This is a genomic window from Pleurocapsa sp. PCC 7327 (assembly GCF_000317025.1).
Taxonomy (GTDB): Bacteria; Cyanobacteriota; Cyanobacteriia; order Cyanobacteriales; family Microcystaceae; genus Hydrococcus.
Map to the genome: position 1 here is coordinate 2,514,216 of NC_019689.1, position 22,857 is coordinate 2,537,072.

The window sequence follows — 22,857 nt, forward strand, 5'->3', positions numbered from 1 at the left end:
AGTTTCCCAATTAGATCGATTGAGTCGCTAATGCAGCATATCGAATTAAGGTAACGTCAACTGAGCATTTTGATTGAAAAACCGACGATAAACCCCTTCTGCGACCAGTAAAGCCGCCAGCAAATTTGTCAAGGCGATCGCAAACAAAATTAAAATTTGATAGGATGCCGCATCGACGGGATCGACTCCCGCCAAGACTTGTCCGGTGAACATTCCCGGCAAACTGACGATTCCCACTACCAGCATTTGATTGAGCGTCGGAATGAGACTGATGCGAATGGCTTCTTGACGATAAGCCACGATCGCCTGTTTCGGCGTTGCCCCCAAACACAGGTAAGTTTCTACTTCTAGGCGATTGTGCGAAATGAGGCTGGCGAGGCGTTCTCCTGCTAGAGAAGCCCCATTCATCGCATTTCCCAACACCATCCCCGCTAAAGGAATCAAATACTGAGGAGAATACCAAGTAACCGGTCGAACGATGAGGATAATAATATAACTTAGCGATAGAGCGCTGCTGATAAACAGCGAACCCCAAATAATCGGTAACATGCCTTTTGTTTTTTTGCCAATGCGATTGCGAGCAACGATCGCGGCAACTGTCACCATAACCCCTAAAATTCCCAATACGGCGATCGGATTGTTCAAAGCAAAGATAATCGCTATGATATAGCCCACTACCAGAAGTTGTAGCAGCGATCGCGCGGCAGCAAAGATTAGTTGTCCTTCTAACCCCAATCGCTGCCAGCTAGACAGCACCACTGCTATGCCAATAATGCCTAACGACCAACCCAAGTCGATAAAATCGAGTGTGATTAATTCATTCATATTCGTTAGTACGTGGCCCTACCTTGCTCGTACAATTACCGCTCTCCAACTTAATATATTTCTTTTTTGGAAAAAATTTGCTTTGATCGATATAAATTCTGGGTAAAAAAACGAGTGAATCAGATTCCACCTGTCAATTTAGCCCGTCAGCATCAATTAATTCGTGAGGAAACGGAAGCTGCTGTCTTAGAAGTATTGAGTTCTGGTCGTTACATCGGCGGTGCAGTCGTCAGCGAGTTTGAGAAACAGTTTGCTAGCTACGTTAGCGTATCTGAATGCGTCGCTTGTAATTCGGGTACGGACGCGCTTTATTTGGCACTGCGATCGCTAAATATCGGACGGGGGGATGAAGTCATCACTACGCCCTTCAGTTTCTTCGCCACGGCAGAAGTGATTACGAGAACCGGGGCTACTCCCGTTTTTGTCGATATCGACCCGCAAACTTTTAATATCGATGTCGATCGCATAGAATCTGTTATTACCAGTAAAACAAAAGCCATTATTCCAGTTCATCTATTCGGGCAACCGACGGATATGAACGCAGTAATGGCGATCGCTTGCAGCTACAATCTCTTTGTCATCGAAGACTGTGCCCAAGCAACGGGGGCGCGATGGCAAAGCAAACCAGTAGGCAGTATCGGACATATTGGATGTTTTAGCTTTTTTCCCACAAAAAATCTAGGAGCGTGCGGAGACGGCGGGGCAATAACGACTAACGATCGCGCGATTGCCGCCTCTATCCGCACGCTTAAAGAACACGGCATGAGCGATCGCTATCGTCACGACGCGATCGGACTCAACAGCCGTCTCGATACGATTCAAGCAGCGATTTTACAAGTCAAACTGCGCTATCTCGATCGCTGGAATCAACAACGAACCGAAATAGCTGCTATTTACGATCGATTGCTCTCTCTCCTGCCGGGAATCGAGCTTCCACAGACATTAGCTAACAGCAAGCATGTTTGGAATCAATACACGATCCGGATAAAAGATAGGGGAGAAGATTCTCAACCTTACCGAGATATCGTGCGCGCCAAACTACAACAAATGGGGATAATCTCGATGGTTTATTATCCCATCCCCTTACACTTGCAGCCCGTTTACAAAGATTTGGGTTATCAAACAGGGCAACTCCCAGTAGCCGAACAAGCCGCCCGTGAAGTTTTATCCTTGCCCATGTTTCCCGACCTTTCTTTTGAAGAACAGCAGCAAGTGGTCTATAGTTTGAAGGATTGTTTGGATTAAAAATTAATATGGGCGATCTAGATAATCTTCAGAAGATTCGGGATCTAACTCCCATCGCTTTTTGTCGCGCCACTCTAACTTGTCTAGCGTATGCACGGGTTCGCCATCGGCAACGTCAATTCCCATCGACTGAAGCAGGGCATCGGTCACGTTTTGATCGGGTGTGGGATTATCTCCTCCAACCGCTTCTTCTCCCACTACCTCAGCTTGATACCAATCGTCGTCGAGATCGCCTCCCGTCGCGTCAGCGCCAGAAAGCCCAGAAGCTCTTAATTTCGCCAATATCCGTCCCATGCCAGTATCGCGATCGACTAAGCCTTCACTCATTGGGTCAGCGTTTTCTGCTGCGATCGGATCGCCAAACAGCGCTTCGTTAGAAGAATCTTTCCACGGGTCTTGGGGAGGATTACCTGCCCCAGAAAAGTTGGTCTTTTTCATAAAATTCACTCCTTGCTGGCTTAGCGCTCAGAGGTGAAAGAGTTATAGAGACCAACTCTGACCCAGGTGGACGTTACCCGCTTGGGAAACTAAGCGTGGATGCTGCCATCCGGCATCGTTGCGCCGCTCAAATCCGTTCCCGTCAAGTCGGCTTCAGCGAGGTTAGCTCCCCATAGTTCTGCTCCCCGCAGGTTGGCACCGCGCAGGTTAGCTTTGCTTAGATTCGCATTAACCAAATCGGCTCCGCTTAAGTCGGCTCCACACAGAATAGCGCTCATGAGTTTGGTCTCTATTAAGCTAGCTCCCTTTAGAGAAGCTCCGCTCAAATCCGCTTCGCTCAGGTCGGCTCCCTTGAGAAAAGCGCCACTGAGGTCGGCTCCAGTTAAGTTGATATGCGTTAGGTCAGCGTCACTTAAGTCGATCGAGCGCAAAATTACTCCATTTAAGGAAACGCGATTCAGTTTAGACTGGCTAAAGTTTCGCTTTCCTTCTGCATATTGCCTTAGAAGCTCTAGGATCTCCATACTCTAGCCCTATCTCTCTAATTCCATCCTATTCTATTTTGTTAAATCTATAACAAACTCTATGCCCTGGCGATCGCGATTCATAATCTTTAGCAGTGGTTAGTAGTTAGTAGTTAATTGTCTTCCCACACTCCCAACTCTCCCCACACCTCCTCCTACTTCCGACTTCTATTAGTCACTTTTAATCGGGATCGTCAATTAGAACTTCCCCTTGCCAGATTTTTTCTTGAAGAAGGCTAAATAAATGGGCTTCTTCGGAGGTAACTTTCTTATCTGCATAGATCGCAGTTTTGATTGCTTCGCTTTCTAGGCGAGAGAGCCTGCCATCAGCTAAAGCACGTTCTATCGTGACTTGAATTTGTTTAATTTCCACGATCGATTCCGCCCTATGGTTTTCCTTCAGCTTAGGCAAACCCTACTGGCGCGAATCTTAAAAAATAGCTAAAACTTTTACTACTATACGAGTTGGGCGATCGGTTCCCAGTCAAGTACGTCTTGCAGTAAGGCTTTATAACCTTGAGTGTTGGGATGAAGTCCGTCGGGATTGAGGCGCGATCGCACCCAAGCATCTCCCCGCTTCACCCATAGGTCAAAAATATCTAAATAGGGAATTTGCCGCGCCTGGCAAGCTTGCTTGGTAAATTCTTTATAGCGATATTGGTCTTGATGGTTGAAATACAGGCAATCTAAAAAAGGCATTTTGGTTTCATCGACGGGTGCCATCCCCACAAAAAGAACGGGACAAAGCAGGCGCGATCGCTCTAGCAGGTTAGTGACTTGTTCTTGAAACGTCTCAAATTCGGTAAATAATCGTCCGTTGGGGCGACCCAAACGCGCTGAATCGTTAACTCCCACTGAAAGAATGATTAAGTCTGGAACTTGATTGCGCAACTCTCCCCGATTGCGAAATTCATGTTCGAGTCGCTCGGAAACCTGAAAGACTCTATCGCCGCGAATGCCTAAATTGTACAAAATGTGACCTGGTTGCTCTGCTGCCATCCATTGTCTTCGCAGCCGTTCTACCCACCCTCCGCCTTCAGGGTCGCCATATCCGTAAATTAGACTATCCCCAAGCGCAATTACTTTTAAAGAGGAGCGCAAGCGCTGTTCGATAGCTCTAGTCCTAGCGGCAGAAATCGTTTGCATAGAAAAAGCAAGATAGTTTCAGCTCAGCAGCAACTTTACATTTCTACATATATAACTATACCCAATAATAATAGCGAACGATTGGCATTCGTCAACCAGTCTAGTGCGTCTGCTATTGTGCTGGATCTTTCATAAAGAAGCGATCGCGAAAGGGTTTTAAAGATATGGCGATCCCGCGAGAGGTAATAGAACTTTGAAAACTCTTCAGCCCAGATCGGACCAAACCCCAAATTCGCTCGCATGCTTGTACTACAAGCTTTACAATTAGTCAACTGCTCGGTCGTTTGGACAGAGCGCGAACGATAATTGAGGTAGGAGGCTAATTTTTCTGAGATCGCGAAATGGCAAAAAGATTTACTCAACCCTTAAATGTCAAGATCCCATGAATTTTGAGCGACTCATCGACCTCGATCTTTCTCAACCCGTATGGGAGCGATTCTTTTCCGTTGCTCCCCTAGTTCTCATTGGAACGCGGGAAGAAGGAGGCGGCTACGACCTTGCCCCCAAACACATGGCGATGCCGCTAGGCTGGGGAAACTATTTTGGTTTTATGTGCACCCCTCGCCACCACACCTATCAAAACGTTTGCCGCGAGCGAGTCTTTACCGTTAGCTTCCCGCAACCCGAGCGCGTAGTGCTGGCAAGTTTAGCTGCTGCTCCTCGCTGCGATGACGATTCTAAGCCTTCTCTGTCTGCCTTACCGACCTTTCCCGCTTCCGTTATCGATGGAGTCTTTTTTCAAAATGGTTATCTATTTCTAGAATGCGAACTAGACCGAATTGTAGACGGATTTGGGGAGAATAGCTTGATTGCAGGCAAAATCATAGCTGCTCGCGTTCGGGAAGAGGCAGCGCGGTTGTCCGATCGCGACGACGGCGATCTCCTAGTGCAAATGCCTCTACTGGTATACCTTCCGCCGGGACGCTACGCCACGGTCGAGCGCAGCTTTTCCTTTCCCTTCCATTCTGGTTTCAAGCAATGATGCTCGCGAATACAAGATCGCCCCAAATGTCTCGGCGGCTGCTCGACTACCTACACCGCCGCCAGAAGGAGACGGTCGAATTGCTAGAAAAACTGGTAAGAGCCGAATCTCCTTCGACCGATCCGGCGGCACAACAGCAAGTGTTGGCACTGCTTGAGGGAGCTTTGCAAAAACTAGACTATCGCGTCCGTCGCCTTCCCGGTCGTCGGACGGGAGGACACCTGTTAGCCATTGGGCGCGATCGCTCAAAGAATCAACCGACGCAACTGTTGCTGGGACATTGCGATACCGTCTGGCCCCTGGGAACCCTAGACAAGATGCCCCTATTACAAAAGGCAGGCAAACTGTACGGTCCCGGAACCTATGATATGAAAGCCGGATTGGTTCTGAGTCTGGCGGCGATCGAAGCCATTCGGGCGCAAGGACTCGAACCGGAAGTTGCCCCCGTCATTTTTATCAACTCCGACGAAGAAATCGGCAGCATTGAATCGACTCCCTATATCCGACGGCTGGCAAAAACCAGCGATCGCGTTTTTGTCATGGAACCATCTCTCGGTCCAACGGGAAAACTAAAAACGAGTCGCAAAGGTGTCGGTCGGTTTACCATTCGCGTCGTTGGCAAAGCGGCTCATGCTGGCTTAGAGCCGGAGAGGGGGGCTAGCGCTATCCTAGAGCTATCCTTTGTCATTCAGAAGTTATTCGCCCTCAACGACCCACAACGAGGCATTACCGTTAACGTCGGTACGATTGACGGAGGGATTCGCCCCAACGTGATTGCTCCCGAAAGCGAAGCCGTTGTAGACGTGCGAGTTCTGCATCAAGAGGATGCCAGGGAAATCGAACGAGCCATCCTGGGATTGCAACCGACCACTCCGGGCACGCAACTTATTATCGAAGGTCGTATTGGACGACCGCCAATGGAGAGAACCCCAGGCAACCAAAAACTCTGGCAGCAAGCGCAACAAGTCGCCGCCGAATTCGGATGGCAGCTTGAGGAAGAAACCGCTGGCGGCGGTTCCGACGGCAATACAACCAGCCTCTACGCACCCACCCTAGATGGTCTGGGCGCAGTAGGCGACGCAGCCCATTCGCCAGGAGAGTTTGTCTACTTGGATCGGCTGGTAGAACGAGCCGCACTCCTATCGCGACTGTTGTTAGAGCCAGCAATTAGCGATTGATGATTAGTGCTGGGGATTGGTTTAGGAGTTTCTCCTTTCCCTAGCAATCGGAGGAAAAACGATGTCTGATAAATACTTCTTCGCTTCTCTGACCCGGATCTCCGATCTAGAATCCCGTCCCTTTTCGGTTTGCCCTCTGCCTCGGTATCAATGGGCGACGGGAGATTACGTCGTCGGAGAAGTCATTCCTCCAGTGTACCAGTCCTCAAGCGTTGAGTTAACTAACGGACGCATCGCGTATTTGCTGGAAGGAGACTTAATTATCGGTGCTTTTGGAATTCGTCGAGCGACTTTGGAAGCGGTAGGAGACTGGCAATCGATCGAATCCGACGATCGCATGGAGAACATGACCACAGCAGGGCTTTTCGGGCGAGTCACTTCTAAGTCTTTCCTGCTAGCCCCGCTTACCTCTCTACTTTACCGAGGTCACGTCCTTCGAGATGGGCAGAAAGTCTGTATGAAAGATTTTGTTGCTGACCTGCCAGCACTTCAATACAATTGTCCGACGATTATTATTATCGGCACATCGATGTCAGCCGGAAAAACGACGACGGCAAGGGCTATTATCCATCAGCTCAAGCGCATGGATCTGAAGGTGGTTGGCGCGAAGTTAACAGGAGCTGGGCGTTACCGCGATATTTTGTCAATGGGCGATGCTGGAGCCGATAAAATCTTCGATTTCGTCGATGTCGGTCTTCCGTCTTCTATCGTTCCTCCCGAAGAGTTTCGCGTCTGCGTGCGCAAATTGCTGAGTGCGATCGCGGCTGAAAAACCCGATGTAGTCGTCGCAGAAGCGGGAGCCTCTCCTTTCGAGCCTTATAACGGTTCTGTCGTGTTAGAGGAATTAAAAGAGCAGATTCGCTGTACCGTGCTGTGCGCGTCCGATCCTTATGCAGTCGTCGGAGTTAGCCGCAGTTTTGGTTTAACTCCCGATTTGATTAGTGGAATAGCCACCAGCACGACAGCAGGCGTGGAGTTGGTAGAAAAACTCTCAGGAGTCAAAGCTTTGACGCTCAGCGATCGCAAATCTCTACCCGAACTAACGCAAATGCTCAAAATTAAGTTAGCACTTTAGCAGGGGCAGGTTTTACCATCCAGTTATTGTCGTAGTCGGGATGCAATAGAAAAATGGCTCTGCCCAACGCAGAGCCAGATCGATGGGAAAGTTGTGGGATTTTAGCGAACTGTTCCTTCTAAGGAGTCAACCCGAATGGGTTTGATTAAGTACAATTTCAGGAACTGCCAACCGTTGGAGACGAAATAAGGTAGCTTGCGCAACAGTTTTAAGAATTTGGGGCTGCTAGATTCATCGATCGCCCGCAATTGCTCGTTATTCTTAACGCAAATCTCCAGGCGATCGTAAAATTCTGGATTTTCTACATCCAGAATGACTGGGAAAACTCGCCCTGCCGTTTCATTGGTTTTCTCAATCACGTACTTATCATATGACCGAGCTTCTAAACCGATAGAAGCATAGAAGTCAGCACGCTGGATGTCGTTGAGATACATCGTTGCAAATACCGACAGCAGGAAGAAACGGCACCACAGTCTTGCCTTCCAATCATTCAAAATGTCGGGCTGCGATCTCATGATCGCATCGAAGAAATCTCCATGGCGATTTTCATCCTGACACCAGTTTTCAAAGAAGCGGAAGATCGGATATATCCGATTTTCTGGATGCTGCTCTAGATGGCGATAAATGGTGATATAGCGCCAGTAACCGATCTTTTCGGATAGGTAAGTGGCGTAGAAAATAAACTTAGGCTTAAAGAAAGTATACTTGTGATTTTTGGTCAGAAATCCTAAGTCCAGCGAGAGTTTAAAATCCGACATGGCTTTATTCAAGAAACCAGCATGACGGGCTTCATCTCGCGACATCAGCGTAAAACACTCTGCTAGGACTGGATTTTTATCCTTTAACCGCCGTCCTAATTCTTTGTAGAGTAAGAAACCAGAGAATTCCGCCGTGCAAGATCGTTCCAAAAACTCAATAAACAAGCGGCGAGTTTCCCCATCGATACGATCCCAAGATTGATTAAATTCTTCATCCCGAACGAAGTGATGGCGGTTATAGTCAGCGCGGAATTCTTCTAGAATCGCTCTCAACTCGTCCTCATTGGCAGAGATATCCATTTGCGCCATTGCTTCAAAATCGGTCGTGTAAAACCGAGGCGTGAGGATTGTTTCTTTGGCAGGGACTTTGATTCCCGGACGCAGTTCTTCAAATTCTGGTTTTTTGAGGGTATTGACCATGGCTTGTTTATAGTGCTTTTTTCTTTGATTGGGCTGCCTGGTGGCGTAGCGAGGTTTGAATTCCTCACAATTGGGTAAGTCTAAATTGTCTTATGCGAGGCTAGAATTCAGTCTACCAAGGTCTAGACGAGGAATTAAGCGGCTTTTCATTAAGAGTTATAACACAATATAAAATTTTGTTAAAAAAGCCAGCTAAAACCTTGACAAAATTTTGAGTGACCGCGATCTCGGCTAGAGATTGAGCGAATTCTCTGACACCCCGCTATTTTCTTGTTAGTCTGACTAATGAAAGATTTAAACAGCAATTTTTAAACCCAGAAACTCAACAATGCAGAACCAATTTCACATCAAATTTTGGGGCGTTAGAGGAAGTATCCCCTGTCCGGGAACGGATACCGTTCGCTATGGCGGCAATACTTCTTGCATAGAAATGCAGATAGGAGGCGAACGTCTAATTTTTGATGGCGGTACGGGACTGCGAGTTTTAGGCGAATCTATGCTTGCCGAAATGCCCGTGCAAGCGCATTTATTTTTTACTCACACTCACTGGGATCATATACAAGGATTTCCCTTCTTTGTACCAGCGTTTGTTAAAGGCAATCGTTTCAGGATTTATGCGATTCCTGCTCCCAATGGAGCAACGATCGAACAACGCCTCCACGATCAAATGCTTCATCCCAACTTTCCCGTCCCCTTGCAAATCATGCAGGCAGATCTGCAATTTTATGACCTCGAAATCGGAGAAACTATCAAAATTGGCGAGCTAGTTGTTGAAACAGCCAGACTCAACCATCCCGGCGTAGCAGTAGGCTATCGCGTCAATTGGAGAGGGCTTTCAGCCGCCTACATCACCGATACGGAACATTTCCCCGATCGCCTTGACGAGAATGTTCTCTGGCTCTCTCGCGAAGCCGATGCGGTCATTATCGATGCGACTTACACTGACGAAGAATATTACGATGACAAATGTAGCAAAGTCGGTTGGGGACATTCAACTTGGCAAGAAGCCGTAAAAATCGCCAAAGCTGCCAAGGTGAAACAGTTGATTCTCTTCCACCACGATCCCTCTCACAACGATGACTTTTTAGATCGCCTCGGCGAACGAGCTGCCCTAGCTTATCCGAATACCATTTTGGCACGGGAAGGTTTATCAATTGAGTTGATGGAAACAACTAAAAGATTTTCGATTCCAAAACAAATCACCAATGACCAATGACCAATGACTAAATTGTGTCAAAATGTAAAGCGTGTGGGTAACATCTTCGACCGATAAAGTTTTAACGCCTAGCGCGATCGCCCTTGGCAATTTTGACGGCCTTCACCGAGGGCATCAGAGAGTCTTGCAGCCAATTTTACAACAGGCTTCGGCTGTCATTGGTTGTCCGGCTTCTGCTCAAGAAGTTGTCAGAGATAGCCAATGTCCTTATGCGACAGTAGTTACTTTTAACCCCCATCCCCAAGAATTTTTTACGGGGCAAAGCAAACAACTACTAACGCCACTCCCAGAAAAGGTTAAGCTACTAGAACAGTTAGGCGTAGAACAGTTAGTTCTGTTGCCCTTCGATCGCGAACTGGCTGCCTTGAGTCCGCAACAATTTGTCGAAGAGATCTTAATGCGGCAGTTGCAGGCGACTCGGATTAGCGTCGGAGAAGATTTTCGCTTCGGGCACAAACGGGCAGGAACGGCAGAAGATTTAAGAGCGATCGCGGCGAAATTTGGCGTAGAAGTTGTCATTACCTCCCTCCAAACCTGTCAAGGCAATGAAAGCGAGCAACCCACTCCCCGCATCAGTAGCTCTGCGATCCGCCAAGCCCTAGCAGAAGGAGACATTGCTCGAGCCAACCGCATGTTAGGACGTGCTTATACCCTGATGGGAACGGTCGTGAAGGGACAGCAGCTAGGCAAAACGATTGGCTTTCCGACGGCTAACCTACAACTTCCCCCCACAAAATTATTGCCCCGCTATGGGGTTTATTGTGTCAAAGTTTTCCTGGAAGGAGAGGAGGGGGAGACGGGGAGACTCCCAGAGGGGAAGAATATTATTACCCAGTCCTCAATCAAAGGTGTAATGAATATTGGCTGCCGTCCAACAGTAGCAGGCAATACACCGACTGTTGAAGTACACCTACTCGATTGGGCAGGGGATTTGTATGGGAGAACCCTTACCGTAAGCTTAGAAAAGTTTCTGCGTCCCGAACAAAAATTTCCTTCAATCGATGCCCTCAAAGCCCAAATTGCTTTCGACTGCGACTTAGCTAGAAAAATTCTTGAGCGAGCGACGTGAAATCTGGCAGGGGAATCGGGAAAGTTAGTTAATAATTAGAATTTGACGATTACTATGAGAGAAAAAATTGACACGCTGACCGAAAACCTAAGTCGCACGATTGTCGGAAAAGTGAATGCGATTCGGTTAGTATTAGTCGCCCTGCTGAGTGGCGGTCATGCCCTTTTGGAAGACGTTCCTGGAGTGGGTAAAACTCTGCTGGCAAAATCCTTAGCGCGATCGATTAACGGTCGCTTCCAGCGCATCCAATGTACCCCAGACTTGCTGCCAACTGATATTACGGGAACGAATATTTGGAATCCCAATACGAGAGAATTTGAATTTTTGTCAGGGCCTGCCTTTGCTAACGTTCTGCTCGCCGATGAAATCAACCGAGCAACCCCCCGCACCCAGTCCGCCTTGCTAGAGGTGATGGAAGAGAAACAGGTAACGGTAGACGGCGCAGCCCGTCCCGTTCCCCAACCCTTTTTTGTCATTGCCACGCAGAACCCCATCGAGTATCAAGGGACATTTCCCTTGCCAGAAGCACAAATGGATCGCTTTACCCTTTCTCTGAGTCTGGGCTATCCGACTGAACAAGAAGAACTGCAAATGTTGCAAAAACAACGCCAGAGAATTGGCACCGACGAACTGCAACCCTGTATTTCCCTAGAAGACGTTCTAGAATTACAACATCTCGTCAGTCAGGTAAAAGTGACCGCAGATTTACAGAAATATATGCTCAATTTGGTGCGAGCATCCCGCAGCGATGACGAAATTACGTTAGGAGTGAGTCCGCGAGGCACCGTCGCTTTACAAAAGGCAACTCAGGCACTGGCTTTCCTAGAGGGACGAGATTATGCTATTCCTGATGATGTTAAATTGCTAGCACCTCACGTTTTGTCGCACCGTCTTATTCCCGCAGGCGGACGACAAGCCAAGACAATTGTCGAAAGGTTGCTGCGTACCATCCCGGTGGAAATCGTTGCCACTTGAAACACCAAATGTTCAACTTAGTTCGACAAAAACTGATTCGACACAAAACCATAAAGGCTCTTTCGCCGTTAATTTTGTTATTGGCGACCGCGTTGTGGTGCGTCGGACTGGGGTGGGGAATGGCATTTGCCCTCGATCCGATTCCCAGTCGCTACGAAAACGGACGAGATTTATATTTAGAAAATTGCTCTGGCTGTCATATCGCCATTCCTCCAGAAGTTATGCCAACGCAAACCTGGAAACAACTTCTAGAAAACCCTGAAGACCATTACGGTCGATCGCTGACGAATTTGATTAGGATTACCCAACTTCTAATCTGGGATTACTTGAGTGCTTATTCCCGTCCCTTAACAACAAACGAACCCATTCCTTTGCTGATAGAGCAATCCCGTTATTTCAAGGCACTTCATCCCAGAGTTCAATTCTCCGAACCCGTTACTGCCGATGCTTGCGTTAAATGTCATCCAGGAGTGGCTCAATTTGACTATCGTACCCTGACCCCTGAATGGCAAGATGCGCCCTAATATCGATTACCTTTCCTTGATTTGTACCGAGCGGTTGAACCAGTTCATGAGCGAAGCAATAATTAAGTCAAAAATCAAATAGGTCGCCATAACGACTAGCAACATTTCTACAGCGTTTCCCGTTTGATTGGAAATCGTGTAAGATACCGCGTAAATATCGCTGTAGAGAACGGCGATCGCTAAACTAGAATTTTTGGCTAAGTTGAGAAATTCGCTAGTTAGGGGCGGAATCATGACCCGCAAGGCTTGGGGAAATATCACCAAACGCATGATTAGAGAGGGTTTTAGTCCTAATGCCCTCGCTGCTTCCCATTGTCCTTTGCCTACGGACTGAATCCCCGCGCGAACCACTTCTGCAATAAATGCCGCCGTGTAAACTGTCAGTCCGAACGTCAAGGCGGCAAATTCAGAAGAAAGGCTCAATCCTCCTTCAATACTATTAGTCGCGCGATCGAATTGAGGTTGCTGCCAATCGAGACCGAAAATTATGGTAAGAATGGCAGCGATCGCAATCCCAATCAATCCCACTTGGAAAACTCGTCCTGACGACCCTTGTCCTACGATTGCCTGGGTTTGTTTGCGCCAGATAATAGCGGCTAAAATGGCGCTCAAAACCAGAAATCCTAAAGATAGCCAGGTCTGTAAAGTTCCGGCCGGAAAAGGAATCTGCATTCCTCGGTTGGTGAGAAAAATGGAATCCCAAACGACGAGTGGATTGTCAATTTTCGGCAATCTGAGAAAAATGGCAAAATACCAGAAAAAAAGTTGCAATAGCAGAGGCGTATTGCGAAATGTTTCTACATAAACGGCGGCAATTTTTCGCACTAGCCAATTATCCGATAATCTGCCCATGCCAACGGTAATACCGAGGATGGTGGCAAGAATAATCCCGCTTAACATCACTCGCAACGAGTTGAGCAAACCTACCAAAAGAGCACGAAAGTAGGGATCTGTAGGACTGTATGGGATGAGGGAATCGCCAATTTTAAAAGAAGCGGGGCGATCGGCATCAAATAGAAATGCCAAGCTAAAATCTAAACCCCTGCGGCGAAAGTTACGAGCGAGATTATTTCCCAGAATAACGAAGATAGTAACGACAATGAAGACGATTACTATCTGAACAAGGATTTTTAGGAAGCGATCGTCCCGCCAAAAAGGAATTTTTTCATTATCGGTCATTGGATGAAAGGATTTTAGATTTTGGCGAAGCTGCCGCACGCTCCCGGAACCGCTTCCGGGAGAACGGCGGATTTTGGATTGGGGATTGGTCAGTTGTCCTTTGTCATTAGTCCTTTGATTTTGGATGCAAGGATTGAGGAGTAGTTAGTAGTTAGTGGTTGGTGGTTAGTGGTTAATTGTCTCCCCATTTCCCCGTCTCCCCCCACACTTCCCACACTCCCCACACTCCCGGTTCTCCCCACCCTCCCACTTCCTCCCAGTTCCCCAGTCTCCTAACGGAAAGGTGGCGAATACATTAGTCCGCCTTTTGTCCAAAGGTTATTGAGTCCGCGTTCTAGCTGGAAAGGTTTGCCGATGTTGCGATCGTAGACTTCGCCATAGTTGCCGACGTGTCTGATGACGCGAGAGGCAAAATCATTGGGCAATCCCATCTCTTCGCCCAGTTTTCCATCTTGACCTAGGAAACGTCTGATGTTGGGATCTTGGCTATTTTGAAATTTGGACAAGTTTTGAGAGTTGATGCCAAATTCTTCCGCTTGGATGAGCGTATAGGTAATCCATTTAACCGCATCAAACCATTGTGAGTCACCATCGGCAACCGCCGGTCCCAACGGTTCTTTTGAGATCTCCGCGTCTAGCAACACGTGGTTATCTGGTTTGGGCAGCAGGGTGCGCCGACTAACCAGTTTGGAGCGATCGGCACTAACGGCTTCGCAACGTTCTTGCTCGTAAGCGGTAAAAAGAGCATCGTCATTATCGGAGGTAACGGGAGTATAAGTCTTTACTCCTTCCTTGCGCAACCAATCTGCCAGGTTTTGTTCCGTTGTCGTTCCAGAAAGAACGCAAATAGATTTTCCTTCTAGGTTTTTTGCTCCAGTTATGTCGCTTACTTTAGCAACCATTATCCCCTGACCGTCGTAGAAGAGGGTAGGTCCAAATTCCATACCAACGGCTGTATCTCGGTTAATTGTCCAAGTTGTATTGCGACTGAGTATGTCAATTTCTCCTGTTTGTACCGCCGTAAATCGTTCTTGGGCGCTGACAGTACGGAATTCAACTTTTTTAGGGTCGTCAAATAAAGCCGCAGCAACGGCGCGACATAAATCGACATCCATACCGGAGTATTCGCCTTTTTCATCTGCGAAGCTAAATCCTGGAACGTCTCCGTTGATTCCGCAGATGAGAGTCCCTCGGTTTTTCACGACTTCCAAGCGACTTTCACTCTCTGCTTCGCCTCCTGCACAAGCGCTTAGGGACGAGGCAAGCAGTAAGGTTATCAATAGAAAACGCCATTTCTTCATTGAGAAATTTCGGCGAGGAGCGCCGCCTCCATAATCTTTGCAAAATCTTTACAGAGACTGGCTTTTGACCAATCTAATATAGAAATATGCTGAACTCGCTTAACGCGCTCGATTAGCTGTCGAGAGGCTTCTATGAATGCCCTCCTAATTCTGGGAATAGGTTGCGCAGTTAGGAATACAGCCTCAGACTGCTGGCGGAGATCGGTTAAAAGACCAGTGTTATCGGACATTTATTTATTCGATCGCTATTGCAAAGATTGTCTCTTAAAGTCTGGGACGATACAAGTTCGAGTTTCTGCTTTTACTATCTACCCGATCTCGGTTTAAAAAATGTTGGCGACAGATAGATCTCTAAAACGCCCATTAGAAGTACCTTTCAAAATCCAAAATGGTATGAGTTTTGCATAAGAGGGGTGGCAGTAAACCAAAGGAATTGAGCAGATAGGGCTATTTGAATGTTCCGTCGCTCGAGCGCATAACTTAGGTCTAAGCGACGGTTTTGGCAATAACCGCCGAGGAGTATTATGACGAATGAAGAAAGCTCGATTGGCTGCAATGCCAGTTCGGGGCGCGGGTTATGGAGTGGTATCGCAGTCAGTGGCGCGATCGCGCTGAGCTGGCTTTATCTAAACTTGCTGACGCTGCAATGGTTGGCACGGGCAGTTCGGGAGATGAGTTTATTTAACCTCGTCCTGCTCGGATTGGCGGGGTTATTTTTTAGCGTGCAAGGGATACGGCACCGCCAACAGCTTCGTTGGTCGGCAGTTCCGGTGTTGCGTCCCTTGCCACTGGCGTTGATGTTTGGCAGCGCGATCGCCGCCAATGCTTTTCGCTGGTTTCTCGACCTGGATCGGTTGCCAGCAATCTGTTTTATTCTGGGCAGCTACGGTCTATTGGGGCTATTTTTAGATAGTGCGATCTGGCAGAGAAGATTATCGATCGCCGTCGCGATCGCAACTCTCCTGCCATTTTGCCTTAAGTTTGGTACGGGTTTAGGTTTTCCCGTCCGCATGCTTACCGCTCGCGCCGTTGAATTTATCCTGGCAAGAGCAAACGTTTCCGCCCTTTCTTCCCAAGACATCATCGTTTTGGAGAATGGCATTTCCCAAGTCGATCTGCCCTGTAGCGGGTTGAGAAGTTTGTGGATAGGAACCCTCTTCCTGCTGGCATTAACATGCTTAGAAGGTCGTTGCATTGATATCCGCTGGCTGTTAGTTAGCATCGTCAATCTGGTTTCGTTGATGCTTGCCAACATCGTGCGAGTGCTAGCGTTAGTCATCCTCGTCGATGGACTGAAACAGCCAGAAATTGCCAATATGCTACATATTCCTCTGGGTTTAATGGGTTTTCTTTCCTGCTGCTTGTTGGCGTGGGGATTGTTGCGGTTTGTGCCCAAACAGCGCTCGGAAAAACGAACTGAAGAAGTATCGAGAATTCAAAAGCAGAAAAATTTTAAATCCCTAGTTCCTCAAGCCCTCGTCGCGATCTGCGTTCTCGCGTTGACTTTGCTGCCCCAGCCTCCATCGATCGCGGCGCGATCGCTAATTCTAGCAGACTTGCAACTGCCATCGTCAATCGCAACGCAGGAGATCTCGCCGAGTCCTTACGAGCAAGATTTTTTTCAGGGTTATCCCGGCGTAGAGGCTCACAAGCTGCGATTTGAGGTACGAGGGCTTTCTGGATCGGCGATCCTGGTATTTAGCCCCACCTGGCAAGCGCACCACTCGCCCGAACTGTGCTTGCTTGGGAGCGGATTTCAAGTCGATAAAATGGAGCGGCGGCAGCTCGCCCCCGATACGCTCGGACGCTGGTTATCGCTCAATAATGGCGAGCGATCGGCTGCTTATTGGTTTCAGTCATCCAAGCGAACCACCGATGAATACCTCGTTCGTCTGTGGGGAGAAATGAACCGTCGGGAACCGATCTGGGTGATGGTATCGGTTCTGTTCGATCGCGCTAGCCGTCCCGACGATTCGGCAGTGCAAACCCTAATTGCCAGTCTTAACCAGGCTATCGATCGCCGTTTGGAGGAATAAAGCGATGAACTTGCCAACTCAATTTAACCAATTGTCTCGCGTTCTTTTCTGGCTGTTCAACGGCTCGCTGCTATTAATCGTTTATCTGGGATTCTTACCCTTTTTAGCCCCTGCCATTATCGCCGATGCGATCGCCGGAAAGGTTCCCTTGAATTTCCTGATTCCTTTCGTCGGATTGGTGGGGGTTCCAACCACCTGCACCGCGATCGGCGCAATCCCCAAACAAAAGCGATCGATATCCCTATTTCACTTATTCTACGGCGTAGAAGCGCCGCTATTGATTCTGTGTCTGGCTCGCTTTTTCTGGTTGCGCGATTTAACGCCCTTCACAACCTTACTACTGGCGAGTGGACTGCTAGGGACGCTGGCATTTACCCACTGGCTCTTGAGCGCGAGGGGTTCCAACTCTAGCAATGCTAACTGGTGGCATCTGGCAGGGCAGACGGTGATGCTGGCGATCGCTCTTTACCTCTTGACAATATCTGCATTTTATGCAGTGCCCTTCATTAGTTTTATCCTCGTCATCCTGATTATTTTGTTGTATCTGTTTCCCCTTGGCATCCTAACGATTGGATTTGGTACGCTCCCAATTGGTATGGCGATCGCTTACTTGCTAGCCTGGAAGCAGAACCTAAAACAACTTGCCAACCGCCACGGCAATTTTCTAGTCGGGGGATTTATCGTTGCCGTGTTAGCCGGATGGCTGGGAATTCTCATTGCTGTCGCCCATCAGCCCCAACATCAGGCATTTGCTTTGCTGCAAACCCCTCCGCAAACCGAACAAGCTCGTCAAGCGTTAGTGCAAAAATCGGAGGCGATTCGACGGGGATTGCTGAACGCCTACCTAGCGAAATACCGCTATCCTTGGTTTGAGAGCGATCGCCACATCTACGACATCTACCGTAACACCTTTGCCTTCTCCGACAGATCTGCCCAAATCCTACAAAATCTCTACAGTGCCTTAACTGCTCCCTTTGCCTATCAGGGAACCGAAGCAGACGAGGCAAAAGCAGCCGAACTGTATGCCCAGTTTTTCGATACGCCGATTATGCGCGGAGAGCTAGCGGCAATTCAGAAGGCGCTTCAGTCTACCTTCAACCGAGGCGAGGCAAAAGCAGGACTGTTAGACATTAACGAAGAGCGGGTTTGGTTAGCCCAGCAGGAAATTACCGTCAACCCTCAAGGGAACTGGGCAGATGTGGAACTTTACGAAGTCTACCGCAACCAGACCCTCGACCAGGAAGAAATTCTCTACTACTTTTCCTTGCCCGAAAGCGCCGTCGTCACGGGCGTGTGGTTGGGCGAAACGCGCGATCGTGCCAAGCGATACGTCTTTCAAATTGCTCCGCGCGGTGCGGCTCAAGAGATTTATAACAATGAAGTCAGCCGTCGCGTCGATCCGGCTCTCCTAGAACAAGTTGGTCCCCATCAATACCGACTCCGCGCCTTTCCCATTCCGCCGTTAGGACAGGGAGAAATGCATTTATGGTTGACTTACAAAGTCTTGAAGCAAGATGCGGGTTGGGCATTGCCCGAACTCCTCGAACGGCGCAATATCTTCTGGACAGCCAAAACGAAACGAATTGTCGATGGCAAGATAGTTGGAGCTGGGGATCGCTGGTTGCCCGCGACTTTGAGGGCAAAAAACGCGCAAGCTGTTAGCCACGAAGTCGTTTTACCCGATGGCGATCGCGTTCTCGCAAAACCGTTCGCTTCCTCCTATCGCCTTCCTCAAAATCAACGGTTTGCCATCATTCTCGATGGTTCCTACAGCATGAATCGCCATCGTCAGGAAACTGTTGAGACTTTCCGCTGGCTCAAAGATAACGTTCTCAAACACAACCAAGCCGATCTTTATCTAACGGCAACCAAACCAGCCCAACCCAAACGTTTGGATGGCTTGCCGGAATTCGCAGCGAATCAAACAACCTTCTATGGAACCCTGCAACCCAAAGAAATGCTGGAGCAGTTCTTGGCTTTGCGCGGCGATAGGGCTTACGATGCCATTCTGATCCTTACGGATTCGGGTAGCTACGAACTGACCCAAGATAGCAAATCGGTCTTACAAATGCCCGCTCCTCTGTGGCTAGTCCATCTGGGCGGACTCCAACCCGCATACGACGATGCGACACTTCAAGCCATCCAGGATAGCGGCGGCGGCGTTGCCACTCAAGTCCAAGAGGTCGTGCGGCGACTGGGTACGCAACCTAGTTTGGGCGAGTCTGCCATCAACTTAGTCGATGGCTATGCCTGGTTTTTGCAGAAAACTAGCGAACCACCGTCTCCAGTCGAGGGATTCAGTCCTATTGCGGCGCGACAGTGGATCGCGCACTTGAGCCGAACGACCAAACCCGATGACGTTCGGGAGTTAGATGCTATCCACGCGATCGCCAAGCAGTACGAAATTGTGACTTCCTACTCGTCAGCGATCGTGCTGGTAAACGCTCGCCAGCAAGAAGCCCTGCGGCAGGCAGAACAGAGGAGCGATCGCTTCCAGCGAGAAATTGAAGACCAACAATTACCTTCTCCTAGCTCTTTGAATACTGTCTCAGCCGTTCCCGAACCTGCCGAATGGTTGCTGATGATTGCGGGAGCGATCTGTCTTTGGTTTGTCTACCAGCGTCAGAGACAGCGAGGATGCAATAATGCTTGATTAGCGAGTATTTAACAAGAGGCAGTTTTCAAATCTGTCCATGCGGAGATAGGAGAGAGTATATTTATTAGAATTCTCTCCTAAAAACCTTCATATTCCAGAAATAATCTTTTTAATCCCTTTAAAATCAAAAATTAAATTGACTAAATTCAGCCTATAAAATACCGCTTCAAATAATTTAGCGATCGCAATCTATCTAAAGGTAGAAGCCTCTTTAATAAACATAAATTAACAAAAGGAGATTTTTGGGAGTTCGCCACCGTCAATCAAGGATAAATGACAGACAATCCCAGTAAAGTTATCTATGATATAAAAAGTAATAAATCTTTAACAATATTCATGGTTGTTTCCGATTCTCAATTAGAGCGGTTCAAAACCTTCTTGAAAAATAAAGTTCTTTTTGGCAACGAGCCAACCCCTGAGCTGATTGCCATCTTGTGCGTTTATTTCGTTCAGGGAATTCTTGGCTTGTCGCGCTTGGCAGTCAGCTTTTTTCTCAAAGATGACCTCGGTCTTAGTCCCGCTCAAGTGGCAGCCCTAGTAGGCGTTGCCGCCCTACCGTGGACGATCAAACCCGTGTTTGGCTTTCTGTCTGATGGCTTGCCGCTGTTTGGCTATCGTCGGCGCTCTTATCTCGTCTTTTCGGGCATTCTAGGCGCACTTGCCTGGGGAGCGCTAGCCACGGTCGTCAACAGTCCTTGGGCGGCGACGGCAGCGATTCTGGGGGCTTCCCTATCCATTGCCATCAGCGACGTGATTGTCGATTCCCTGGTCGTAGAACGGGCGAGGAAAGAATCTCTGGGGCAAGCAGGTTCTCTGCAATCGCTCAGTTGGGGAGTTTCAGCCTTGGGCGGATTGGTGACGGCTTACTTGAGCGGTTTGCTGCTAGAGCATTTTAGCAGCCGGACTGTCTTTGGCATTACCGCCACTTTTCCGCTGCTAGTCTCTGCCGTAGCTTGGTTAATTGCCGAAGAAAAAGTCAATCGCCGCGATCGCTCTGAATCTGAGAAGGCAACGGAAACGCCAGGCATACGGCACCAAATCAAGCAATTGTGGCGAGCGATCGCTCAAAAATCCATTCTCTTGCCAACTGCTTTTATCTTCCTCTGGCAGGCGACTCCCAGCGCTGACTCGGCTTTTTTCTTTTTTACAACCAACGAACTCGGTTTTGAACCGGAATTTTTAGGGCGCGTGCGCCTCGTTACCAGTCTGGCTACTCTGTTGGGAGTTTGGCTATTTCAACGCTTCTTGAAAACCGTTCCGTTTCGGAAAATTTTGGGCTGGAGTATCGTCATTTCTACCCTGTTGGGAATGACCAGCCTGCTTTTAGTGACGCATGCTAACCGCGCTTTGGGCATCGACGATCGCTGGTTCAGTTTGGGAGATAGCCTGATCCTTACCGTCATCGGACAAATCGCCTTCATGCCCGTTCTGGTGCTTTCGGCACGCCTGTGTCCTCCTGGCATAGAAGCCTCCCTGTTTGCCTTGCTGATGTCGGTTTGGAATCTTTCAGGCTTATTATCTCAAGAACTGGGAGCTATACTTACTCACTGGTTGGGAGTCACGGAAAATAACTTCGATAAGCTGTGGTTGTTGGTATTAATTACTAATCTCTCGACTCTCCTTCCCTTACCCTTTATCCACTGGCTGCCAAAAGGCGACCCGCAAGAATCGACTTCTGAAGGTTCGATAAATCGCTCCCTACCACTAGCAGAAGTCTACGAACATCATGCGACAGGCGCGATCGTAGAACAGCCTTTTATGCCCGACTTAGTTCCAGAATTCGTTACCACCAAAGAAGAAGGATGATATCAATTCTCAATTCCCAATTCACCATTCCCAATTCTTCTGAAAAGCCCTACAATCGTCAAGACTGGCAAAAAGGATACGAATCTCAGCCCAACGAATACAGCTATTGGGTTGATGACATTGATGGAGAAATTCCTGCCGATCTAGAAGGAACGCTATTTCGCAACGGACCTGGATTGCTGGATATTCACGGGACTCCCCTTCGACATCCCTTTGACGGCGATGGAATGGTAAGCGCTATTACCTTTCAAAACGGTCGCGTCCATTTTCGCAACCGCTTCGTCCGTACAGAAGGCTATGTCGCCGAACGAGAGGCAGGAAAGATCTTGTATCGCGGCGTTTTCGGCACCCAAAAACCTGGCGGCTGGTTGGGCAATGCCTTCGATCTCAAACTTAAAAATATTGCCAACACTAACGTTATCTATTGGGGGGATAAATTACTTGCTCTGTGGGAAGCTGCCGAACCCCATCGCCTAGATCCCGCTACGCTGGAAACGTTGGGACTGGACTACTTGGATGGAGTTTTAGAACCTGGGGACGCTTTTTCTGCCCATCCTTGCATCGATCCCAGTTGCGAAGCGGATGGGGGCGAACCCTGTTTGGTCAATTTCTCGGTGAAAACAGGGCTTTCGAGTAAGATTACCATCTACGAATTCAATCCCCAGGGCAAACTCCTGCGCCGCCACGCCCACAGCATTCCGGGCTTTTCTTTTATGCACGATTTTGCCATTACGCCACACTACTGCATTTTCTTTCAAAATCCAGTGACCTTTAATCCCCTTCCCTTTCTCTTCGGATTTCGGGGTGCAGGAGAATGCGTCCAATTTCAACCGGGGCGATCGACTCATATTATCGTTATTCCTCGGACTGCGCCTTACCAAGAAGTAAAAACCTTTGAAACGCCGTCAGGTTTTGTGTTTCACCATGCTAATGCGTTTGAGTCGGGCGATCGCATTTGCATTGACTCGATCTGCTATGAGTCTTTACCCCAGGTCAATCCCGATGTTAGCTACAAAGAAGTAGATTTTGATGCCCTCGCACCAGGGCAATTGTGGCGATTTACCCTGAACCTAAAGGATGGAAAAGTGCAGCGCCAAATGCTGGAAAGTCGTTGCTGCGAGTTTCCAGCCGTCCATCCCGACAAAGTGGGGCGTTCCTATCGCTATCTATATCTCGGTGCGGCGCACGATGCCACGGGCAATGCACCCCTACAAGCGATTCTCAAGATCGACTGGCAAACCGGAGAACGTCAACTTCACTCGTTTGCACCGAAAGGCTATGTTGGCGAACCTATTTTCGTTCCTCGACCCGATGCTAAAGTGGACGATGAAGGTTGGGTGCTAACTCTAGTTTACAATTCCAGTCGCCATTGCTCGGATGTAGTCATCCTCGACGGACAAGATTTAAATAAAGCTCCCCTTACACGAGTGCATCTGACGCATCATATTCCCTACGGTTTGCATGGTAGTTGGAGTGCATCAACTTTCGGGAATTAGAGAGTATT

The 22,857-nt window shown here is 48.5% G+C and carries 21 protein-coding genes; 12 read left to right on the forward strand and 9 right to left on the reverse strand.

Features of this window, described 5'->3' with window-relative positions; all coding sequences use genetic code 11:
* Positions 1-45 precede the first annotated feature (45 nt).
* Positions 46-825: an iron export ABC transporter permease subunit FetB gene (fetB, locus tag PLE7327_RS11185; protein WP_015143942.1), complete on the reverse strand. Its 780-nt coding sequence runs from the start codon at positions 823-825 to the stop codon at positions 46-48.
* A 114-nt stretch (positions 826-939) separates the two neighbouring features.
* Between fetB and PLE7327_RS11190 the strand changes: the two genes are divergently transcribed.
* Positions 940-2,070, forward strand: a complete 1,131-nt coding sequence (locus PLE7327_RS11190) for a DegT/DnrJ/EryC1/StrS aminotransferase family protein (RefSeq protein WP_015143943.1) — start codon at positions 940-942, stop codon at positions 2,068-2,070.
* A 3-nt stretch (positions 2,071-2,073) separates the two neighbouring features.
* Here the strand turns inward: PLE7327_RS11190 and PLE7327_RS11195 are convergent, their stop codons facing one another.
* The 4 genes from PLE7327_RS11195 to PLE7327_RS11210 form a co-directional block, all read right to left on the reverse strand.
* Positions 2,074-2,508, reverse strand: a complete 435-nt coding sequence (locus tag PLE7327_RS11195; RefSeq protein ID WP_015143944.1) for a DUF6335 family protein — start codon at positions 2,506-2,508, stop codon at positions 2,074-2,076.
* 89 nt (positions 2,509-2,597) lie between these two features.
* Entirely contained in the window at positions 2,598-3,032 is a 435-nt protein-coding gene (locus tag PLE7327_RS11200) for a pentapeptide repeat-containing protein (protein ID WP_015143945.1), read from the reverse strand.
* Positions 3,033-3,213: 181 nt separating this feature from the next.
* Complete coding sequence (locus PLE7327_RS11205; protein WP_015143946.1) at positions 3,214-3,405, reverse strand: hypothetical protein; 192 nt, start codon at positions 3,403-3,405, stop codon at positions 3,214-3,216.
* An 83-nt stretch (positions 3,406-3,488) separates the two neighbouring features.
* Entirely contained in the window at positions 3,489-4,178 is a 690-nt protein-coding gene (locus PLE7327_RS11210) for a GDSL-type esterase/lipase family protein (protein ID WP_015143947.1), read from the reverse strand.
* A gap of 382 nt (positions 4,179-4,560) precedes the next feature.
* Here PLE7327_RS11210 and PLE7327_RS11215 point away from each other — a divergent pair, with 382 nt between their 5' ends.
* From PLE7327_RS11215 to PLE7327_RS11225, 3 genes are all read left to right on the forward strand, one after another.
* Positions 4,561-5,160, forward strand: coding sequence for a flavin reductase (locus PLE7327_RS11215; protein WP_015143948.1), 600 nt, complete (start codon positions 4,561-4,563; stop codon positions 5,158-5,160).
* Entirely contained in the window at positions 5,160-6,338 is a 1,179-nt protein-coding gene (locus tag PLE7327_RS11220; RefSeq protein WP_041392065.1) for a M20 family metallopeptidase, read from the forward strand. Before PLE7327_RS11215 ends, PLE7327_RS11220 begins: the two co-directional genes overlap by 1 nt.
* A 61-nt stretch (positions 6,339-6,399) precedes the next feature.
* Positions 6,400-7,413, forward strand: a complete 1,014-nt coding sequence (locus PLE7327_RS11225; RefSeq protein ID WP_015143950.1) for a hypothetical protein — start codon at positions 6,400-6,402, stop codon at positions 7,411-7,413.
* A gap of 101 nt (positions 7,414-7,514) precedes the next feature.
* On the opposite strand, the gene acsF is transcribed toward PLE7327_RS11225, so the two are convergent.
* On the reverse strand, positions 7,515-8,591 hold the full coding sequence (gene acsF, locus PLE7327_RS11230) for a magnesium-protoporphyrin IX monomethyl ester (oxidative) cyclase (RefSeq protein ID WP_015143951.1): 1,077 nt from the start codon (positions 8,589-8,591) through the stop codon (positions 7,515-7,517).
* Positions 8,592-8,919: 328 nt separating this feature from the next.
* Between acsF and PLE7327_RS11235 the strand changes: the two genes are divergently transcribed.
* The 4 genes from PLE7327_RS11235 to PLE7327_RS11250 are packed head-to-tail and all read left to right on the forward strand — an operon-like array spanning position 8,920 to position 12,375.
* Positions 8,920-9,807, forward strand: coding sequence for an MBL fold metallo-hydrolase (locus tag PLE7327_RS11235; protein ID WP_015143952.1), 888 nt, complete (start codon positions 8,920-8,922; stop codon positions 9,805-9,807).
* A gap of 31 nt (positions 9,808-9,838) precedes the next feature.
* Entirely contained in the window at positions 9,839-10,876 is a 1,038-nt protein-coding gene (locus PLE7327_RS11240; protein WP_015143953.1) for a bifunctional riboflavin kinase/FAD synthetase, read from the forward strand.
* A gap of 54 nt (positions 10,877-10,930) precedes the next feature.
* Positions 10,931-11,851 (forward strand): MoxR family ATPase, encoded by a 921-nt coding sequence (locus PLE7327_RS11245; RefSeq protein ID WP_015143954.1) that lies wholly within the window; start codon positions 10,931-10,933, stop codon positions 11,849-11,851.
* Between the two features lie 8 nt (positions 11,852-11,859).
* On the forward strand, positions 11,860-12,375 hold the full coding sequence (locus PLE7327_RS11250) for a diheme cytochrome C (protein WP_015143955.1): 516 nt from the start codon (positions 11,860-11,862) through the stop codon (positions 12,373-12,375).
* A 6-nt stretch (positions 12,376-12,381) separates the two neighbouring features.
* Here PLE7327_RS11250 and PLE7327_RS11255 read toward each other — a convergent pair whose 3' ends face one another.
* The 3 genes from PLE7327_RS11255 to PLE7327_RS11265 all read right to left on the reverse strand — a co-directional run bounded on the left by PLE7327_RS11255 (position 12,382) and on the right by PLE7327_RS11265 (position 15,085).
* Complete coding sequence (locus PLE7327_RS11255) at positions 12,382-13,554, reverse strand: amino acid ABC transporter permease (RefSeq protein WP_015143956.1); 1,173 nt, start codon at positions 13,552-13,554, stop codon at positions 12,382-12,384.
* A 272-nt stretch (positions 13,555-13,826) separates the two neighbouring features.
* Positions 13,827-14,855 carry an amino acid ABC transporter substrate-binding protein gene (locus PLE7327_RS11260; RefSeq protein ID WP_015143957.1) on the reverse strand — a complete coding sequence of 343 codons (1,029 nt, stop codon included), beginning with the start codon at positions 14,853-14,855 and terminating at the stop codon, positions 13,827-13,829.
* On the reverse strand, positions 14,852-15,085 hold the full coding sequence (locus tag PLE7327_RS11265; protein WP_015143958.1) for a hypothetical protein: 234 nt from the start codon (positions 15,083-15,085) through the stop codon (positions 14,852-14,854). Before PLE7327_RS11265 ends, PLE7327_RS11260 begins: the two co-directional genes overlap by 4 nt.
* A 294-nt stretch (positions 15,086-15,379) precedes the next feature.
* Here PLE7327_RS11265 and xrtO point away from each other — a divergent pair, with 294 nt between their 5' ends.
* From xrtO to PLE7327_RS11285, 4 genes are all read left to right on the forward strand, one after another.
* A complete protein-coding gene (gene xrtO / locus PLE7327_RS11270; protein WP_015143959.1) occupies positions 15,380-16,891 on the forward strand; it encodes an exosortase O in 1,512 nt (503 codons plus the stop codon).
* A gap of 4 nt (positions 16,892-16,895) precedes the next feature.
* Positions 16,896-19,544: a TIGR02921 family PEP-CTERM protein gene (locus PLE7327_RS11275; RefSeq protein ID WP_015143960.1), complete on the forward strand. Its 2,649-nt coding sequence runs from the start codon at positions 16,896-16,898 to the stop codon at positions 19,542-19,544.
* Between the two features lie 339 nt (positions 19,545-19,883).
* A complete protein-coding gene (locus PLE7327_RS11280; protein WP_015143961.1) occupies positions 19,884-21,353 on the forward strand; it encodes a folate/biopterin family MFS transporter in 1,470 nt (489 codons plus the stop codon).
* Complete coding sequence (locus PLE7327_RS11285) at positions 21,350-22,849, forward strand: carotenoid oxygenase family protein (protein WP_015143962.1); 1,500 nt, start codon at positions 21,350-21,352, stop codon at positions 22,847-22,849. Before PLE7327_RS11280 ends, PLE7327_RS11285 begins: the two co-directional genes overlap by 4 nt.
* Positions 22,850-22,857: the final 8 nt, after the last annotated feature.

What these genes read in the sequence shown, in the direction of transcription:
- PLE7327_RS11275 (WP_015143960.1), top strand. Translation starts at nt 16,896, where the DNA reads ATGAACTTGCCAACTCAATTTAACCAATTGTCTCGCGTTCTTTTCTGG.
- PLE7327_RS11225 (WP_015143950.1), top strand. Translation starts at nt 6,400, where the DNA reads ATGTCTGATAAATACTTCTTCGCTTCTCTGACCCGGATCTCCGATCTA.
- PLE7327_RS11245 (WP_015143954.1), top strand. Translation starts at nt 10,931, where the DNA reads ATGAGAGAAAAAATTGACACGCTGACCGAAAACCTAAGTCGCACGATT.
- PLE7327_RS11280 (WP_015143961.1), top strand. Translation starts at nt 19,884, where the DNA reads ATGGTTGTTTCCGATTCTCAATTAGAGCGGTTCAAAACCTTCTTGAAA.
- PLE7327_RS11285 (WP_015143962.1), top strand. Translation starts at nt 21,350, where the DNA reads ATGATATCAATTCTCAATTCCCAATTCACCATTCCCAATTCTTCTGAA.
- PLE7327_RS11250 (WP_015143955.1), top strand. Translation starts at nt 11,860, where the DNA reads ATGTTCAACTTAGTTCGACAAAAACTGATTCGACACAAAACCATAAAG.
- PLE7327_RS11265 (WP_015143958.1), bottom strand. Translation starts at nt 15,085, where the DNA reads ATGTCCGATAACACTGGTCTTTTAACCGATCTCCGCCAGCAGTCTGAG.
- PLE7327_RS11235 (WP_015143952.1), top strand. Translation starts at nt 8,920, where the DNA reads ATGCAGAACCAATTTCACATCAAATTTTGGGGCGTTAGAGGAAGTATC.
- fetB (WP_015143942.1), bottom strand. Translation starts at nt 825, where the DNA reads ATGAATGAATTAATCACACTCGATTTTATCGACTTGGGTTGGTCGTTA.
- PLE7327_RS11210 (WP_015143947.1), bottom strand. Translation starts at nt 4,178, where the DNA reads ATGCAAACGATTTCTGCCGCTAGGACTAGAGCTATCGAACAGCGCTTG.
- PLE7327_RS11215 (WP_015143948.1), top strand. Translation starts at nt 4,561, where the DNA reads ATGAATTTTGAGCGACTCATCGACCTCGATCTTTCTCAACCCGTATGG.
- PLE7327_RS11255 (WP_015143956.1), bottom strand. Translation starts at nt 13,554, where the DNA reads ATGACCGATAATGAAAAAATTCCTTTTTGGCGGGACGATCGCTTCCTA.
- PLE7327_RS11220 (WP_041392065.1), top strand. Translation starts at nt 5,160, where the DNA reads ATGCTCGCGAATACAAGATCGCCCCAAATGTCTCGGCGGCTGCTCGAC.
- acsF (WP_015143951.1), bottom strand. Translation starts at nt 8,591, where the DNA reads ATGGTCAATACCCTCAAAAAACCAGAATTTGAAGAACTGCGTCCGGGA.
- xrtO (WP_015143959.1), top strand. Translation starts at nt 15,380, where the DNA reads ATGACGAATGAAGAAAGCTCGATTGGCTGCAATGCCAGTTCGGGGCGC.
- PLE7327_RS11200 (WP_015143945.1), bottom strand. Translation starts at nt 3,032, where the DNA reads ATGGAGATCCTAGAGCTTCTAAGGCAATATGCAGAAGGAAAGCGAAAC.
- PLE7327_RS11195 (WP_015143944.1), bottom strand. Translation starts at nt 2,508, where the DNA reads ATGAAAAAGACCAACTTTTCTGGGGCAGGTAATCCTCCCCAAGACCCG.
- PLE7327_RS11260 (WP_015143957.1), bottom strand. Translation starts at nt 14,855, where the DNA reads ATGAAGAAATGGCGTTTTCTATTGATAACCTTACTGCTTGCCTCGTCC.